General features: G+C 62.5%; 17 protein-coding genes and 1 pseudogene. 16 read left to right on the top strand and 2 right to left on the bottom strand.

Annotation, left to right across the window (positions count from 1 at the left end; all coding sequences use genetic code 11):
* The 15 genes from X738_RS67470 (at position 1) to X738_RS67400 (ending at position 14,138) form a co-directional block, all read left to right on the top strand.
* The gene (locus X738_RS67470) at positions 1 to 1,131 is read left to right on the top strand and encodes a CgeB family protein (RefSeq protein WP_023801263.1); all 1,131 of its coding nucleotides are present in this window, start codon (positions 1 to 3) and stop codon (positions 1,129 to 1,131) included.
* Positions 1,128 to 2,222, top strand: a complete 1,095-nt coding sequence (locus tag X738_RS67465) for a CgeB family protein (protein WP_023801262.1) — start codon at positions 1,128 to 1,130, stop codon at positions 2,220 to 2,222. Before X738_RS67470 ends, X738_RS67465 begins: the two co-directional genes overlap by 4 nt.
* A complete protein-coding gene (locus tag X738_RS67460; RefSeq protein WP_023801261.1) occupies positions 2,219 to 3,328 on the top strand; it encodes a CgeB family protein in 1,110 nt (369 codons plus the stop codon). The genes X738_RS67465 and X738_RS67460 overlap by 4 nt, the downstream gene beginning before the upstream one ends.
* A 23-nt stretch (positions 3,329 to 3,351) precedes the next feature.
* On the top strand, positions 3,352 to 4,398 hold the full coding sequence (locus X738_RS67455) for a UDP-glucuronic acid decarboxylase family protein (protein ID WP_023801260.1): 1,047 nt from the start codon (positions 3,352 to 3,354) through the stop codon (positions 4,396 to 4,398).
* A 159-nt stretch (positions 4,399 to 4,557) separates the two neighbouring features.
* Positions 4,558 to 4,707, top strand: a complete 150-nt coding sequence (locus X738_RS83055; protein ID WP_023801259.1) for a hypothetical protein — start codon at positions 4,558 to 4,560, stop codon at positions 4,705 to 4,707.
* 163 nt (positions 4,708 to 4,870) lie between these two features.
* On the top strand, positions 4,871 to 5,974 hold the full coding sequence (locus X738_RS67445; protein ID WP_031255702.1) for an inositol-3-phosphate synthase: 1,104 nt from the start codon (positions 4,871 to 4,873) through the stop codon (positions 5,972 to 5,974).
* Complete coding sequence (locus tag X738_RS67440; protein WP_023801257.1) at positions 5,971 to 6,567, top strand: histidine phosphatase family protein; 597 nt, start codon at positions 5,971 to 5,973, stop codon at positions 6,565 to 6,567. The genes X738_RS67445 and X738_RS67440 overlap by 4 nt, the downstream gene beginning before the upstream one ends.
* Positions 6,568 to 6,580: 13 nt before the next feature.
* Complete coding sequence (locus X738_RS67435) at positions 6,581 to 7,696, top strand: CgeB family protein (protein WP_031255700.1); 1,116 nt, start codon at positions 6,581 to 6,583, stop codon at positions 7,694 to 7,696.
* Entirely contained in the window at positions 7,696 to 8,499 is an 804-nt protein-coding gene (locus X738_RS67430) for a sugar phosphate nucleotidyltransferase (RefSeq protein ID WP_023801255.1), read from the top strand. The genes X738_RS67435 and X738_RS67430 overlap by 1 nt, the downstream gene beginning before the upstream one ends.
* Before the next feature lie 2 nt (positions 8,500 to 8,501).
* Entirely contained in the window at positions 8,502 to 9,263 is a 762-nt protein-coding gene (locus X738_RS67425) for a TIGR04290 family methyltransferase (RefSeq protein ID WP_023801254.1), read from the top strand.
* Positions 9,256 to 10,188 (top strand): beta-xylosidase, encoded by a 933-nt coding sequence (locus X738_RS67420; RefSeq protein ID WP_023801253.1) that lies wholly within the window; start codon positions 9,256 to 9,258, stop codon positions 10,186 to 10,188. Before X738_RS67425 ends, X738_RS67420 begins: the two co-directional genes overlap by 8 nt.
* A 7-nt stretch (positions 10,189 to 10,195) precedes the next feature.
* The gene (locus tag X738_RS67415; RefSeq protein ID WP_023801252.1) at positions 10,196 to 11,047 is read left to right on the top strand and encodes a PIG-L deacetylase family protein; all 852 of its coding nucleotides are present in this window, start codon (positions 10,196 to 10,198) and stop codon (positions 11,045 to 11,047) included.
* Positions 11,044 to 12,108: a glycosyltransferase gene (locus X738_RS67410; protein WP_023801251.1), complete on the top strand. Its 1,065-nt coding sequence runs from the start codon at positions 11,044 to 11,046 to the stop codon at positions 12,106 to 12,108. Before X738_RS67415 ends, X738_RS67410 begins: the two co-directional genes overlap by 4 nt.
* A gap of 9 nt (positions 12,109 to 12,117) precedes the next feature.
* A complete protein-coding gene (locus X738_RS67405) occupies positions 12,118 to 13,107 on the top strand; it encodes a GNAT family N-acetyltransferase (protein WP_023801250.1) in 990 nt (329 codons plus the stop codon).
* On the top strand, positions 13,104 to 14,138 hold the full coding sequence (locus X738_RS67400; RefSeq protein ID WP_063830557.1) for a class I SAM-dependent methyltransferase: 1,035 nt from the start codon (positions 13,104 to 13,106) through the stop codon (positions 14,136 to 14,138). The genes X738_RS67405 and X738_RS67400 overlap by 4 nt, the downstream gene beginning before the upstream one ends.
* On the opposite strand, the gene X738_RS67395 is transcribed toward X738_RS67400, so the two are convergent.
* Positions 14,135 to 14,350, bottom strand: coding sequence for a hypothetical protein (locus tag X738_RS67395; RefSeq protein ID WP_023801248.1), 216 nt, complete (start codon positions 14,348 to 14,350; stop codon positions 14,135 to 14,137). The two genes, X738_RS67400 and X738_RS67395, sit on opposite strands and share 4 nt — an antisense overlap.
* Positions 14,351 to 14,637: 287 nt before the next feature.
* Here X738_RS67395 and X738_RS67390 point away from each other — a divergent pair, with 287 nt between their 5' ends.
* Positions 14,638 to 14,820, top strand: coding sequence for a hypothetical protein (locus X738_RS67390; protein ID WP_023801247.1), 183 nt, complete (start codon positions 14,638 to 14,640; stop codon positions 14,818 to 14,820).
* On the opposite strand, the pseudogene X738_RS67385 reads toward X738_RS67390, so the two are convergent.
* A pseudogene (locus tag X738_RS67385) lies at positions 14,821 to 15,234 on the bottom strand (sigma factor); the annotation flags it as partial.

Raw genomic sequence — 15,234 nt, 5'->3', positions numbered from 1 at the left:
ATGCGGTTCCTGTTCTATACCCATTCGGTCGTTTCCGACTGGAACCACGGCAACGCACATTTCCTGCGCGGCATCATGCGGGAGCTTGTTGCACGCGGGCACCAGGCGATCGCGCTGGAGCCAGCAGACGGCTGGAGCCGTTCGAACCTGCTGGCAGAGAAAGGGCCCTACGCGGTCGAGCGCTTCAGAAAAGATTTTCCGGAGCTGATGTCGGTGACCTACGACGCGTCCTTCGACCATGAAGGCTGGATTGCCGACGCCGATGTGGTGATCGTCCACGAATGGACCGACCCGGAGGTTGTCGAGCGCATCGGCGGGGCCAAGGCGAATGGAGGCGGTTTCACGCTTCTGTTCCATGACACCCACCATCGCGCCGTGTCGGCGACGCAGGCGATCTCGGCCCTGCGGCTGGAGCATTATGACGGCGTGCTCGCCTTCGGCGAGGCGTTGCGGCAAAGCTATCTTCGCGCCGGCTGGGGCAAACGTGCCTTCACCTGGCACGAGGCGGCGGATGAGCGCCTGTTCAAGCCTCACCCGGAGATCGACCCGACTGCCGATCTGATCTGGATCGGCAACTGGGGCGATGACGAGCGCAGTGCCGAAATCAAGGAATTCCTGATCGATCCGGTGGAAGAACTTCGCCTGCGTGGCACTGTTCATGGCGTGCGCTATCCACGCGAAGCGCTCGCCGATCTTGCTGCCGCCGGCCTGGAATACGAAGGCTGGATTGCCAATGCCGACGTGCCCAAGGCATTCGCGGCCCACCGCGTTACCGTCCACATCCCGCGGCGCCCGTATCGGGAGAACCTGCCCGGCATCCCGACGATCCGCATGTTCGAGGCGCTCGCCTGTGGCATCCCGCTCGTGTCGGCGCCTTGGGCCGATGTCGAACAACTCTTCAGGCCAGGTATCGACTTTCTTTTCGCGCGCGACGGTTCCGAGATGTGCCGCCATCTTCGCGACGTGCTGGACGATGCTGACCTGGCCGCCTCTCTGGTGAGATCCGGCCTCGAAACCATCGGGAGGCGACACACTTGCCGGCACCGGGCGGACGAGCTGTTCGACGTGCTCGCCGAATGCGGCAACCGCCAGGCCATCGATCGCATCGCCAAAGAGGAGACAGTCGCATGAAGATTGCATTTTATGGATCGAGCCTGCTGTCGTCCTATTGGAACGGCGCGGCGACCTATTACCGTGGATTGCTGAAGGCTCTTTCTCAACTTGGCTACGAGATCACGTTCTATGAACCGGACGTCTACGACCGGCAGAAGAACCGCGATATCGAGGCACCGGACTGGTGCAACGTCGTCATATACGAGGCGACCCCGCATGCGCTGATGCAGGTGGCAGCAAGCGCAGGCGAAGCTGATATCGTCGTCAAGGCCAGCGGAGTCGGCTTCGAAGACGAGGCGCTGCTGCGCGCCGTACTCGACCACGCCCGGACGGAGGCGCTGACAGTGTTCTGGGATGTCGACGCACCGGCCACTCTGGGCCAATTGCGCGACGAGCCGGATCACCCCCTGCACCGCGCGTTGCGGGAGATCGACCTTGTCCTCACCTATGGCGGCGGCGATCCGGTCGTCTGGGCCTATCGTGCGCTGGGGGCTGCCGAATGCGTGCCGATCTACAACGCGCTCGATCCCGAAACGCACCATCCGGTCGCGAAGGACAAGCGTTTCGCCTGCGACCTCGCCTTTCTCGGCAACCGCCTGCCGGACCGTGAAGCACGCGTCGAAGCCTTCTTCCTCGATCCGGCCAACCGTTCGGGCGATCAGCGTTTCCTGCTCGGCGGATCTGGTTGGGGTGACAAGCAGCTGCCGGCAAATGTCGCATGGCTCGGCCACGTCGGGACGCGGGACCATAATGCGTTCAACGTCACCCCCAAGGCGGTGCTGAACATCAGCCGCGACAGCATGGCCGCCAACGGCTTTTCGCCTGCCACCCGCGTCTTCGAGGCTGCCGGTGCCGGCGCATGCCTCATCACCGATGCCTGGCTCGGCGTCGAATTGTTCCTGGCCCCCGGGGAAGAGATCCTGGTGGCGCGCGATGGCAATGATGTCACTGAGATCTTGCGCACCCTCACCCCCCAGCGGGCAAGGGCGATCGGCGCATCTGCGCTTCGGCGTGTTCTCGCCGAGCATACCTATGCGTTAAGGGCCGCTGTCGCCGACGCTGTCTTCAGGCGTCATTTCGAGCGCCCCACCGTGGAGGCAGCGGAATGACCCAGCGGCTCGACATCGTCTTTCTTGGCCTGTCGTTGTCCTCTTCATGGGGAAACGGCCATGCCACGACCTTTAGGGGGTTGCTGAAGGGCCTGCACGAGCTCGGCCATCGCGTCACCTTCCTGGAGCGCGACGTGCCGTGGTATGCGAACCATCGCGATCTGCGCGACCCGGATTTCTGCACGTTGCGCTACTACGAAACGACGAACGATCTTCGTCGGACCTATGCCGGCTGTCTGCAACAGGCCGATGTCGTAGTGGTCGGGTCGTTCGTTCCGGAGGGGCGAGCCGTCATCGACATCGTCGCGTCCCTGTGCACGGGCCAGTTCTGCTTCTACGACATCGACACGCCGGTCACGCTGGCCAAGTTCGCCGCGGATGATTGCGACTACCTATGCCGGCGGCAGATCCCGTATTTCGACGTCTATTTCTCGTTCACCGGCGGGCCAACACTCGCCCGATTGGCGGCGGACTTCGGTGCACGGTGCGCCGAGCCGCTCTACTGCTCCGTCGACCCGGAGCGGCATCGCCGAACGGCCGATCCGATCTGCTGGGACCTTGGCTATCTCGGCACTTACAGCTCGGACCGGCAGGCGACGCTGGATGCTCTCCTGCTCGAACCGGCAAGACGCATGCCGGACCGTCGCTTCGTCGTGGCCGGCTCGCAATTCCCGTCCGAGACCGTCTGGCCAAGCAACGTCGATCGCATCGAGCACCTGCCGCCGGCGGACCACGCCTCGTTCTACAGCCGCCAGCGCTATACGTTGAACGTCACGCGCAGCTCCATGATAGCGGCTGGGTGGTCTCCCAGCGTACGCCTCTTCGAGGCGGCTGCCTGTGGCACAGCGATCATCAGCGATCGCTGGACCGGTCTGGACAGCTTCTTTCCGACAGCCACGATCAACACGGCGGGCCAAGCCGAAGACGTGATCGATATCCTGTCCAGCCAATCCGACCGCGTCAGGCTTGCTTTGGCCAAGCGAGCGCGTGCAACGATCCTGGCGGCACATACAAGCGCCGCGAGAGCCCGCGAATTCGTTTCGCTGCTGGCGCGGCCAAGATCGGCACGTCCAGCGCTCGATCTGAACATCGAAAGTGCAGCATGACTGGCAGACAGGAGAAAATAGAGATGCGGCAATCAAGAAGGACACAACGGACCAGAACGGCGCTTGTCGCCGGCGGCGCGGGTTTCCTCGGTTCGCATCTTTGCGAGACACTGCTTCAGGCCGGGTGCCGTGTGATCTGTGTCGACAATTTTCTTACCGGTCGGATGGAAAACATCGTCTCGATGCTGGACAGTCCTCGTTTCCGGCTGATCGAGCAGGATATTTGCCGACCATTGGACCTTGCTGAGCCGGTCGACCGCATTTTCAACCTGGCGTGCGCCGCATCGCCGCCGCGCTACCAGGCTGACCCGATTCACACCACGCGGACCTGCGTGATCGGAACCCTCAATCTACTTGAGCTTGCCGCCCGAAACAATGCGCGCCTCCTGCAGGCATCGACAAGCGAAGTGTATGGCGATCCGGAACAGCACCCGCAAACGGAAGACTATGTGGGTCACGTGAACTGCACCGGTCCTCGTGCCTGCTATGACGAGGGCAAGCGAACCGCCGAAACCTTGTGCTTCGACTATTTGAGAACCGAAACGGCCGACATCCGGGTCGCGCGCATCTTCAACACCTATGGTCCGCGGATGGATCCTGCCGACGGCCGGATCGTCTCGAACCTGGTGATGCAGGCGCTCGAGAAGAGACCGCTGACGATTTTCGGCGACGGGCTGCAGACCAGGTCGTTCTGCTACGTCTCCGATCTGGTCGAGGGTCTGGTCCGCCTCATGGATGTCGATCCCAATCCGAGCCAGCCGGTCAATTTGGGCAATCCCGGGGAATTCACCGTTCTTCAACTGGCCGGATTGGTGAGGGATATGACCCACAGCAACTCGGCCTTCAAATTCCTGCCACTGCCGCAAGACGATCCTCGCCGGAGGCAACCGGACATTTCCCGTGCAAAAGCCCTTCTCGACTGGTCGCCAAAGGTGCCACTCAAGCAAGGCCTGATGCAGACGATCAGCTATTTCATGGAGCTCGAGGCCAGCCGTAACGAGGATCGAATCTCCCCAATGGCGACAAGCGTGAGGTCCGTTTCAGGCCGACTGCAAAACCTGCCGGCCTGAAGTCGGGGAGAGCTATGCCCTCGGGCATGGTGAGACTCCCGACAGGCGTCTTCACTTTTTCTCATTGTGGGAACATCCGGTCTAGCTCGCCGTTGGGCGAATATCGGCAGGGAGAACGGACCCGTGCATCGAAAACGATCCGCCAGGGACATCGAGCAAATGGCAGAACGGGAAGCGGCTGCCTTTCTGAGACGTACCTCGATCACCTACCTCGAATGCTGTGTGAGCCTGATGATGACGCATCTTGAGCGCGAGGAAGTGGCCTCCATCCTGGAAAAAGAAGCGGATATGCTGCGAACGCTCGATTGAGGCTCGCGTCGCTCAGGCTTCGATCGGCCCAGGCAACGCAAAATACAGGGCGCAGCTTTGATCCGAATAGAGGTTGGTGATTTTTCCAGGTCGCAAGGAACATTCCTGGCAGCTGACAGTTCGGCGCGAGGAACTTACCTTCAACAGCGATGGCGGCAGTTTCGTGGGATCAAAAAAGGTACGGATTGGAATAGCCGGCGTCGGCAATTGCGCGTCTTCCCTTGTCCAGGGCCTCTCATATTATCGGGACGCCAGAGGCAATGAGCCGATACCGGGCCTGATGCATGCTGATCTTGGCGGCTATCATGTCGCCGATATCGAGGTGGTTTGTGCTTTCGACGTCGCCAAGGGCAAAGTTGGGCGTGATGTGGCGGAAGCCATATACAATGCGCCCAACAATACCTTCCGCTTTGCCGATGTTGCGGCAACCGGCGTTCGCGTCGAGCGCGGACCGACATTTGACGGCATCGGCAAATATCTGCGCGATGAGATCGAGGAGGCAGAAGAGCCGGTCGCGAATGTCAGCGCGCTGCTTCGGGAAAGCGGCGCCGACGTACTGGTCTCATATCTGCCGGTCGGCTCCGAAGAAGCCACGCGTTTTTATGCAGAGTGCGCGCTCGAGGCCGGCTGCGCCTTCGTCAACTGCATACCGGTCTTTATCGCATCGCGGCCGGAATGGCGCCGGCGCTTTGAACAGCGCGGTCTGCCGCTGGTCGGCGACGATATCAAAAGCCAGGTCGGCGCGACGATCGTCCACCGCTTGCTCGCCAATCTGTTCCGCGAGCGCGGCGTCCGCATCGACCGCACCTATCAGCTGAATTTCGGCGGCAACACCGATTTCCTCAACATGCTGGAGCGCGAGCGGCTGGAATCGAAGAAAATCTCCAAGACGCAATCCGTAGCCAGCCAGTTCGACGTTCCCCTGGAGGCCGGCAACATCCATGTCGGCCCCAGCGACCATGTGCCTTGGCTCACCGATCGAAAATGGGCCTACATCCGCGTGGAAGGCACGACGTTCGGCGGCGTGCCGCTGAATGCAGAACTCAAATTGGAAGTATGGGATTCGCCCAACTCGGCCGGGGTCGTTATCGACGCTGTCCGTTGCGCCAAACTGGCGCTTGACCGCGGCATCGCGGGGGCGCTGACCGGCCCTTGCAGCTATTTCATGAAGTCGCCGCCCGAGCAGTTCACCGATGCCGAGGCACGCCTGCGCACGCTGTCTTTCATCGCCGGGAGGGACGAGCCGATGCTTGATGCCGCGGAATGACGACAACTTTCTTCTTGATCCGCCATGCGGCGCACGACAATGTCGGCGACTATCTTGCCGGACGCATGGCTGGAGTTTGTCTTGGCGAAACCGGCAGGGCACAAGCCTCGCGCCTGGCCAGCCACATGGCGGCGCGGCCGCTGGCGGCCATCTGTTGCAGCCCGCGCGAACGAACACTGGAAACCGCAAAACCGATCGCAATCGCCTGCAATCGCGAGAAGATTACAATCCGCCAGGAACTCGATGAGATCGACTTCGGCGCGTGGTCGGGCAAGACCTTCGAAGAGTTGAGCCAGGACGCCGACTGGCTGACGTGGAACAGTCAACGCCAGCAGGCGAGGACGCCCGGCGGCGAGACAATGCTGGACGTCCAGCAACGTGTCGTCTCGCTGATGCAGCAGCTTCGCAAACGCTACCAGAACCAGTCCGTGGCACTGGTCAGCCATGCCGACGTGATCAAAGCCGCCGTCTGCAAGGTGCTCGGCTTGCCGCTGGGAGACTGTTTTCGCTTCGATATCGACCCCGCTTCGATCACCACGGTCGTGTCCGGTGACTGGGGCTCCAAGCTGATCCGACTGAACGAAGCCGCCTGACGAGGACTGCCGGATGCGTATGGTCATTTTCGGTCTCACCGTCACCTCCTCGTGGGGAAACGGACACGCGACGCTGTGGCGCGGGCTGATCCGTGCGCTCGGTCGCCTGGGCTGGTCGGTCAGCTTTTTCGAACGCAATACCCCGTACTATGCCGGCGCACGCGATCTTGACCATCTCGATGGCGGCAATGTCGTTCTCTATCCGGAGTGGGAGGACATTCGCCATGTCGCGGAACAGGCTATCGGGGAATCCGACGTCGTCATCGTCACGTCCTATTGCCCCGACGCCGTGGAGGCATCGCGCCTGGCGCAGCAGGCCTGTCGCGGGCTGAAGGTTTTCTACGATCTCGACACCCCGGTCACGCTCGCCCGGATAGAACAAGGTCTACGACCGGCCTATTACGGGCCCGAGGGCCTTCACGATTTCGACCTCGCCCTCAGTTATACGGGGGGAACCGCAATCGATGCGCTGAAAACGCTGCTGGGCGCCCGCCGAGTCTTGCCTCTCTACGGCCATGTCGATCCCGACCGACACCGGCCGGCCCAGCCCCGGGCTGAATTCGCCGGGGATTTGTCCTATCTCGGAACGTATGCGGCCGATCGCCAGGCCGGCGTCGAAAAGCTGCTGGTCCGCACGGCAGCGCGCATGCCGGACCGCCGTTTCGTCATCGGCGGCGCCCAATATCCGCATGAATTTCCGTGGAGCGAAAACATCTTCTTTGTCAGGCACCTTCCGCCTGCGGATCATCCGGCCTTCTTCTGCTCATCGCGCCTGACGCTGAACGTGACGCGCGAGGCGATGGCCAAGAGGGGCTGGTGTCCTTCGGGCAGGCTGTTCGAGGCGGCAGCCTGCGGCGCGGCGATCGTGAGCGACACCTGGCCCGGGCTGAGCAGCTTTTTCCAGCCCGGCAGCGAGATCATCCTGGCGGACAGCACCGACGACGTGGTCGCGGCAGTCGGCTTGCCTGACAGCGAAGTCGACGCCATCCGGCGCCGGGCGCGCGAGCGGGTGTTGGACGAACACACCTCTGCGCAGCGCGCCAGGGAACTGGACCGCCTCCTGTCCGATTCATTGCCGGGCTTGGGGCAGGGCTTGGCGGCGGGCGAGCCGTTGAAGGAAGCAATCTGATGTTGGGCATCGTGCCCGCCGCCGGCCGCGGCAGCCGCATTCAACCGCTCGGCTTCTCGAAGGAGCTCCTGCCGGTCGGCAGCCGGATCGACGGCCAGACCGAGCGTCCTTGCGCGGTGAGCGAGTATCTGGTGCGTCGCATGGTGCGCAACGGCGTCGACAAGATCTGCTTCGTCATCGGATCGGGAAAATCGGACATTCTCGAATACTACGCCGCCGGCTACGGCGACGCCGCCGCATTGTTTGTCGTGCAGCCCAACCCCGTCGGTCTTTGCGACGCGATCTTCCGCGCCGCGCCGCTGGTCGCGGCGGACGAGACGGTTCTGGTCGGCCTGCCGGACACGATCTGGTTTCCGGAAGATGGCTTTTGCCGCCTGCCGGACGACCGGCTGTCGTTTTTGCTCTTCCCAGTGGATCACCCGGAACTCTTCGATGCCGTCGTTCTCGACGGGGATGACCGGGTGAAGGAGATCCAGGTCAAGCAACAAGGCGCCGCATCGAACTGGATCTGGGGGGCGTTCAAGATGCCGGGCTGCATACTTCACCAGCTTGCCGCGCTTTGGCGCGAGCGGGATCAAAGCGACGAATATGTCGGCACCCTGATCAACGCCTATCTGGCGGCAGGCGGTGAGGCTTGCGGCGTCAAGGCAGGCACCGCCTATGTCGACGTCGGCACGTTCAACGGCTACCGCACGGCGCTTCGGCTGCTCGAGAACAACGACACTACGTTGGAGGACCCGAAAAACCTCATGTTCGTGCTGCCGGGGCAAGCAATACCAAGCCATCCAGGCGAAGGAGGCTAGCCATGCTGCATTCGAACGCCGAAATACGCCGCCGCATCGATGCCCTTGGCCCGTGGTTCCACAACATGGAGCTGGCGGGCGTCGAAACCGCCCCCGACCATTTCCTCGGCAACTACCCGCTGATCAAATGGCGCAAGTTCGCCGACGCCATTCCTGCCGATCTGTCCGGCAAGGCCGTGCTCGACATAGGCTGCAACGCCGGCTTCTACTCGATCGAGATGAAGCGACGCGGCGCCGGCCGCGTCCTCGGCATCGATTTCGATGAAGCCTATCTGGCGCAGGCGCGCTTCGCCGCCGAAATCGCGGACTGCGACATCGAATTCCAGCTGCTGTCGGTCTACGACGTTGGCGCCCTGCGGGAGAAATTCGACATCGTCCTGTTCATGGGCGTGCTGTATCACCTGCGCCACCCGCTGCTCGCTCTCGATCTGATCCGGGAGCACGTTTCCGGCGACTTGATGATCTTCCAGTCCATGCAGCGCGGCAGCATCGAACTGCCTGCGCTCGATGAGAATTATCCTTTCTGGACCCATGATCTGTTCGACCGGCCGGAGTTTCCGAAGCTGCATTTCGTCGAGCATCGCTATGCCGACGACCCCACCAACTGGTGGATTCCCAATCGCGCCTGCACCGAAGCGATACTGCGCAGCGCCGGCTTCGAGATCGTGCTGCACCCGGAGCAAGAGGTTTATTTTTGCCGCGCCGCCGGTGAGCCGGCCGGCGGCGGCGCCGTCTACCCGTCGAAAGGACAACTTCATGATTGAAGCCGCGATGATCTGGAACGAGCCGAACAACAAATCCCATTGGGATCCCGAACTCGACCCCGACTGGAGCCGCTTCGCCAACATGGCAATACTGGCCGCCGATGCGATCGCATCGGCAAACCCGGCCGTGACCAGGATACTGGGGGGCATTTCGCCGATCGATGCCGATTTCATGGCGCTCATGAAGCAATACGGGGTGCTCGATCATGTCGATGCCGTCGGTGTGCATGGTTTCCCACTCGACTGGAATCTCTGGCAGATTCAGGAATGGCCGCAGAAGATCGGCGAGATTTCGACCGTTACCGATCTTCCCGTATGGGTCAGCGAAGTTGGCGTGTCGAGCTTCGGGGCGGAGGAGGTGCAGCTCTGGGGTTTGCGTCGGAGCGCCGAACTGCTGCTCGGCAATGCCTCGCGCGTGCAATGGTACAGCCTCTACGATCTTCCGCGCGAATGGGGGGCAACGACGCGTCATCGCGAGGCCGAAGGCTCCTCCTACTATCGCCACTTCTACATGGGCCTGCTCCGCGAAGATGGCACGCCCAAACCCGCGCTCGAAGAATTCCTGCGTTACTTACCCGGGATGGGGCTGGTGCAATGGTTCCACTTTGAAGATCCCCGGCTGGACGACGCCGTCGCCTGGATGAAACGGCTGGGCGTCACCAATCTGCGCACCGGGCTTTCCTGGGCCGACAGTTTCAGGCCGAATGCGCTGGATTGGTACGACCGGCAGATGGAAGCACTTGCCGATTTCGACGTGACCATCACCTTCTGCTTCACGCCGGAGCACCGCGGAGTGATGCCGCATCACACCAGTCCGCCGCTGGTGCCGGAGGAATTTGCGGAGTTTTGCGCGACGATGACCCGCCGCTATGCTCCCGCCATGGCTGCCTCGCCGGTCAGAGCGGTGCGGGCTTCGGCAGCATGAGTGTGTCATGCAACACGCAGCTGACAGGTCCGGACCGCTTGCCGAATTCGCGGCCTTGTTGCTAGGTGCTGCTCCGCACCGCTCAGACGGTGCTGAGATCGTGATCGTTGTCGCGCATCCGGACGACGAAACCATCGGCATCGGCGGGCATCTTGCCGGCTTGCGCGGATCTCGCATCGTTCATGTCACCGATGGCGCGCCGCGAGACCTTGAAGACGCGCGAGCATACGGCTTCGAGACGTGGCAGGACTATGCCGAGGCCCGCCATCGGGAGTTGGAGGCGGTGCTGGCGGCAGCGGGATTGCCGTCGACGGCCCTGATCAGCCTCGGTTATCCCGACAAGCAGGCCGCCGGAAATCTTGGCTCGCTCGCACGGGAACTGACCGGCCTTTTGGCCGAGCGCGATGTCAGCTTCGTCTGCACGCATCCTTATGAAGGTGGTCACCCCGATCATGACGCGACCGCCTTTGCCGTCCATGCGGCCTGCCATTTGCTGCGCCGCGACGGACGCCAGGCACCGGCCATCGTCGAAATGGCGTTCTATTCGGCCGGGCCTGAGGGTGCGGTCCTTCAGGATTTCAACAGTCATTCCGGCAGCGAGCGCATCGAATTGCACCTTACGGAAGCGGCTTTCGAACGGAAGCAGTGCATGCTGGCCTGCCACCGGACACAGCAACGGACGCTGGCGCCGTTCACGGCGCGCATCGAACGTTTCCGGGTGGCGCCTGCCTATGATTTCCTGGCGCTGCCGAACAGCGGCAGGCTTTATTACGAGGCGCTGCCGCTCGGCTTCGAGCCGGCGGTTTGGCTTCACGCCGCGGCCGCTGCGCATGAGGAGCTTGGGCTCGACCGGCCATGACCCTCACCGTCCTGAACGTCGCCTACCCTCTCGCGCCAGTCGGCCCGGATGCGGTTGGCGGTGCCGAGCAGGTGCTGTCGATGCTCGACCAGGCACTCGTGCGCGCGGGACACGCTTCCATCGTGATCGGTTGCCAGGGCTCGAAAGCGGCGGGCGTGCTCATCGAGACGCCTGCTGAACCAGGTGTGCTCGACGATGCGGCGAAGAAACGGGCACAGCGCTCTCACCGCACCGCGATAGAAGTCGCACGCGCCCGTTGGCCGATCGACGTGGTTCATCTGCACGGCATCGATTTTGATGCCTATCTGCCTGATGATGGCCCGACCCTGGTAAGCCTGCACCTGCCGCTCGACTGGTATCCCGCCGATGCCTTGCGCACGGTCCGCGACGATCTATGGCTTCACGCCGTCTCGATGGCCCAACAGAGGACCGCGCCGCCGGGTGCCAGGCTGCTGGCACCCATTCCAAACGGCGTGGATATCGATGCGCTGAGCGGTCGGCAGTTCAAGCGCAACTTCGCGCTGGTGCTCAGCCGCATTTGCCCGGAAAAGGGCATCCACCTGGCACTGGACGCGGCCAAACAGGCTGGCGTGCGGCTGATCATCGGCGGCAAGGTCTACCCTTACGAAACGCACACGCTGTACTTTCGTGACGAAGTCCAGCCGCGCCTCGACCAGCGCCGCCGCTTCCTCGGTCCGCTCGGCTTCGTCGCGAAGCGGCACTTTCTCAACGCCGCCCGCTGCCTGGTCATTCCCAGCCTTGCCGCGGAAACCAGCTCGCTTGTCGCGATGGAGGCTCTCGCCTGCGGCACGCCGGTCGTCGCCTTTCCAAACGGTGCGCTGCCGGATGTGGTCGAACACGGCAAGACGGGCTTTCTGGTCAACGACATCCATGAGATGGCGGAGGCCATCGTCGCAGCCTCCGGCCTGAATGCTGAGACATGCCGGGCCGAGGCGCGGCGGCGCTTTTCGCTCGACCAAATGATTTCGTCTTACATGGACGCCTACCAGGCGCTGGCAGGGCTTGGTGCCGGCCGCAGGCGCCTGGCGACGGTGCAGTGAGCGGCTTTCATGCTCCGCTCCGAGATCATCGACGATCCGGCCGCCTTTGAGGCGCTGGCACCGCGCTGGCGGGAGCTGTGGGCGCACAGCCGGACAGCGACGCCGTTCCAAAGCCCCGCCTGGTTGGTGCCGTGGTGGCGCGCATTCGCGCCCGGAGAGCTGGCGACGATCGCCGTCTGGCGAGGCGACGATCTGGTGGGATTGGCACCGCTTTACCTGGAACACGCAACTTGCGGGTCGAGACTGCTTCCGGTTGGGATTTCGTTGAGCGACTACCTGGATGTCCTGTGTTGCCCCGGCATCGAAGCGGCTGTCGCCGCCGTCATCGCCGACCGGGTTCTGGCGATCAATTGGTCGCAATGGATCTTACCGGACCTGCCGGCCGGTGCTGCCGGTCTCACTATCGCGCACCCTGCGCTGGAGGCGGATCAACCCGTCGACCACGCCGCTTGTCCCGTGCTGCCGATCGCTGGCGACGATGCGCTCGCGATCTGCATTCCGGCGCGGCGAAGACGCCAGTTGCGCCGCGCGCACAATGCCGCACGCCGGCGCGGCTGCGTCTCCATCATACCGGCGCAGGCCAATCTCAAAGCGTTTTTCGATCACCTGATCCGCCTTCACGGCGCGCGTTGGGCCGGGCGCGGCGACGGCGTCCTGGCCGATCCGGCTGCAGAAGAATTCCATCGGCAGGCGCTTCCCATGCTTGCCGCACAGGGTCTTGTCCGATGCTGGCTTGTTGCCATCGACGATGCGGTCGTCGGCGCCTATTACGGATTTCATCATCGCCACCGCGCCTACGCCTACCTTGGCGGTTTTGATCCGGCCTATGCCGAGGAAAGTCCCGGCGCAATCCTGATCGGTCACGCGATTGCCGAAGCGGCTCGTGAAGGGGCGCGGGAGTTCGATTTTCTGCGCGGCCAGGAGAGCTACAAGTATGGCTGGGGGGCCGTCGACCAATGGACAATGCGAAAGGTCTGGACGCGGAGCATGGCTCGATGAGCGCCACCGGACGAAAGCCATCGCCCCAGGCGGCATCGACCGCAAAAATGCTGATCGAGGAGTGCATGGCCGACGGCGCCTGCGTCGACGCCATCATTGCCAGACTGGCGCTGCGCTTCGAGACCGGGGTCGATGCCGCAGAATTGGCCGATGTGGCGCTGGAGATGCGTTCAGCCGACCTGCGAAAACGCGACAGACTGGAGCGGATCGCCGATCTGCTTCGTCACAGGCCTGACATCTTCACCACGCTGCGCCAAACAGGTGCCGCCGTCCGCCACGAACGCGATGAATGGGAAACTGACGCCGCGGTCGTCAGGCGGCTGGCCGCCGGCTTTGATGCCGCGGCGACGATTTCCCAGGCGGCGAGCGTTCAACTGTCTTCGCTGGGAGACGAGGAGAAACTCACCGCCGCCACCGACGAGATCGTCGCATGGTTGCAGCGGCAAGGCTTCAGCGGCCCCGACCAGGACATACTGGACATTGGTTGTGGCATCGGCCGCTTCGAAAGCGCACTCTCGGATGCCGCGCACCGGATCGTCGGCATCGACATATCCCTGGAGATGATTTCGGTCGCTCGTCGGCGATGTGCCGGGCTGCGCAATGTGGATCTGCGGCCGACCTTTGGTCTCGATCTCGCCGATTTTTCCAACGCAAGCTTCGATTGCGTGCTGGCTGTCGACAGCTTCCCCTACCTGGTGCTGGCTGGCCTGGCGGAGCGGTATTTCGAGGAAATTGCGCGTGTTCTGAAACCGTCAGGCGTGGCAGCACTTCTGAATTACTCCTATCGCGGATCGACGGCGCTGGATCGTGCCGATGTTCACCGCCTCGCCGAAGCCCATTGCATGCAGGTCGTGGCTGACGGCGCGAAGCCGTTCCGGCTGTGGGACGGCAATGCCTTTCTACTTGTGGCATCCGAGGGAACATTACGGCGCAATGATTGTTCGGGCGTCAAAGAGACGAGGGCGTCAAAGAGACAGGCGCACCAAACAGACAGGGCACCTGTGAGTGCCGACAATCCGAAGGAGGACTAGAAGGCATCCGGCGGCAAGATAGACATCATCTCTGCCGTCAAGATAAAGGCTCCGGCGGCCGGCGCGATGACCGATTTGGCCAAGGACAAGGTCAAGGAAACGCGGCTTTGCTTTGTCCAGCAGAGCCTGGGAAGCAGCACACCGAGCAACGCCGGCTCGACGGCAATCGGATCAACTCCGATCAGTATTACGCCGCAGATCGTCTCTCCCAAGACTGACTGCTGCAACCGCAAACGCCAATCATGACCAGTGGCCAGTCGAGGTCACGAGAGTCGAAATGTCGAGCGCACCCGGCAACAGCGCCGGGAGGACCCGAGGGGAAAGCATAGGCTTCCCCGACGAGACCAGCAGCTTCGATACACAATGCTGTGCAAGGGACGGGCTGTGCAAGGGACGGGCAGTGCAAGGGACGGCGCTGACTGTGAGGACGCGCGAATCCTTGCAAACTCTGATTGCCGTCACCACACTGGTGAAGGGACTGATTCGTTAAGAGAACACTATGTCTCGCTCGAGCGACGATAGCATCAGCCCGAAACTCCGGCTGGCAATAGACCGGAAGATTGCATCTCTGCTGACTGCTATCGAGCAGGAAAAGGTCCCCGACCAGCTGACCGACCTTGCGGTTCAATTGCAGAATGCGCTTGTCGAGAAGCGTCGATGCAAAGCAAAGAAACAGGACTAGCTATCGGCGCCTGTCGACTGCGAAGTTTCCCTGTGCTGCTGACAGGTGATTGCGTCGTTCCACCAATGTCTGCAAGGAACTTTCGCCGAGGTATTCCAGCACGCTGGCACGCGCTCGGTTAAGGCGGCTTTTTACCGTTCCAACCGCGCAACCGCATATTTCGGCAGTTTCTTCATAGCTGACGCCAAGGACCCCGATCAGCATCAGGACCTCGNATGCGCGTATAATAGCTATTGCGCATGATGGTGAAGAGCCATGACTTCATACGCGTTCCGGGCTCGAACTTGTCGATGTTGGCGAGCCCTTTGGTCAATGTCTCCTGGACCAGGTCGTCGGCATCGTCGGGAACCCGGCAGAAGGTGCGGGCGAAGGCGCGCAAGGCAGGTATCAGGTCAACGATGGAAACGTCATCCG

It is taken from the genome of Mesorhizobium sp. L48C026A00 (genome assembly GCF_000502375.1).
GTDB classification, from domain to species: Bacteria; Pseudomonadota; Alphaproteobacteria; order Rhizobiales; family Rhizobiaceae; genus Mesorhizobium; species Mesorhizobium muleiense.
The sequence above is the reverse complement of the archived record's forward strand: the minus strand, read 5'-3'. Positions and strand labels throughout refer to the sequence as shown.